This window comes from Nocardia jiangxiensis NBRC 101359 (genome assembly GCF_000308615.1).
In the GTDB taxonomy this organism is placed as follows: domain Bacteria; phylum Actinomycetota; class Actinomycetes; order Mycobacteriales; family Mycobacteriaceae; genus Nocardia; species Nocardia jiangxiensis.
The window spans coordinates 1-1,352 of the sequence record NZ_BAGB01000117.1 but is presented as its reverse complement, the minus strand read 5'-3'; the positions used below and the strand labels follow the sequence as shown (position 1 = coordinate 1,352).

1 protein-coding gene is annotated in these 1,352 nt (G+C 62.9%); it reads left to right on the top strand.

Translation table 11 applies throughout. The features are described from left to right. Positions 1-54: 54 nt before the first annotated feature. Positions 55-1,322, top strand: a protein-coding gene (locus ON40_RS34475) for an IS3 family transposase (protein WP_085997852.1) whose coding sequence is annotated in 2 segments (ribosomal slippage) — positions 55-328 and positions 328-1,322 — 1,269 coding nt in all. Because the reading frame shifts where the segments join, the coding sequence is not laid out codon by codon here. The last annotated feature ends 30 nt before the right edge of the window (positions 1,323-1,352 follow it).

Sequence of the window (1,352 nt, the reverse complement as noted above, 5' to 3'; positions counted from 1 at the left end):
TGAATCGCCCCGGGTTTGGTGCGCACCTTCTTTCTTGGGAAGGTTGTGGGCATCATGCCATCGAAGTACGACGCAGGGATCCGGGCGAAGGCGATCCGGTTGGTTACCGAGCACCGGGATGACTATCCCTCGGAGTGGGCCGCGATCAGGGCGGTGTCGGGCCGGTTGGGGATGAACGCGGAGACATTGCGGAACTGGATCCGTCAGGCCGCGGTCGATGCTGGGCAGGCCGAGGGTATCTCGACCGATGCGGCCCGGGAGATCCGTGAGCTCAAACGCAAGAACAAAGAGCTCGAGGAAACCATCGAAATCCTCAAGGCAGCAACAACTTTCTTCGCGCGGGAGAGCGACCCGCGACAGCGGTAATCTGTTTGTTCATCGCCGAGCATCGGACTCGGTTCGGGGTCGCTCCGATCTGCCGTGCGCTGACCGCGCACGGATGCAAGATCGCCCCGAGAACCTTCTATGCCTGGCTGGCGCGGCCACCGTCGAAGCGGGTGCTGTGGGACACGGCTGTGGCCGAGATCCTGGCCGGGTACTACGAGCCCGACGAACGCGGTAAACGGGCCCCGGAGTCACTGTACGGGGCCGAGAAGATGTGGGCGTATTTGCAGCGGCAACGGATTCCGGTTGCTCGCTGCACCATCGAGCGGCTCATGCGCGCCAACGGTTGGAAAGGTGTGTTGCGGCGCAAGAAGATCCGCACCACCGAACCTGATCCGGCTGCCGCACGGGCACCGGACCTGGTGGATCGCCAGTTCCGGGTGCCGGCGCCGAATGTGTTGCTCGTCGCCGACTTCACCTACGTGCGCCTGGCCACAGGATCGTTCGCCTACACGGCGTTCGTGATCGATGCCTACGCCGGGCGGATCCTGGGCTGGGAATGCTCGACCAGCAAGGAAACCACGTTCGTGAACTCGGCGATCCGGCAGGCGGCCGCGGTTCGCGAGAGAGAAGGTAATCCGCTGTCGGGCAACACTATTCACCATTCGGATGCCGGTTCCCAATACACATCGGTGCGCCTCGGTGAAACATTGCTGCTGTCGGGGATGATCCCGTCGATCGGGTCGGTGGGCGACGCGTTCGATAATGCGTTGGCGGAGACCACAATCGGTCTCTACAAGACCGAAGCGATCCGCGACGATTCACCGTTCCGGCGTGGTCCGATGACCCGGCTATCCGATGTCGAGCTGATCACTGCGGACTGGGTCGGCTGGTACAACCAATCCCGGCTCATGCACCGTCTCGGCCGCAAGCCCCCAGTCGAGTACGAAGCCGACTACTATGCACACCACCCCGAACTACCGGTGGGTGACAGATAAACCGGTGTGCATCGAACCCGGGGGGATTCA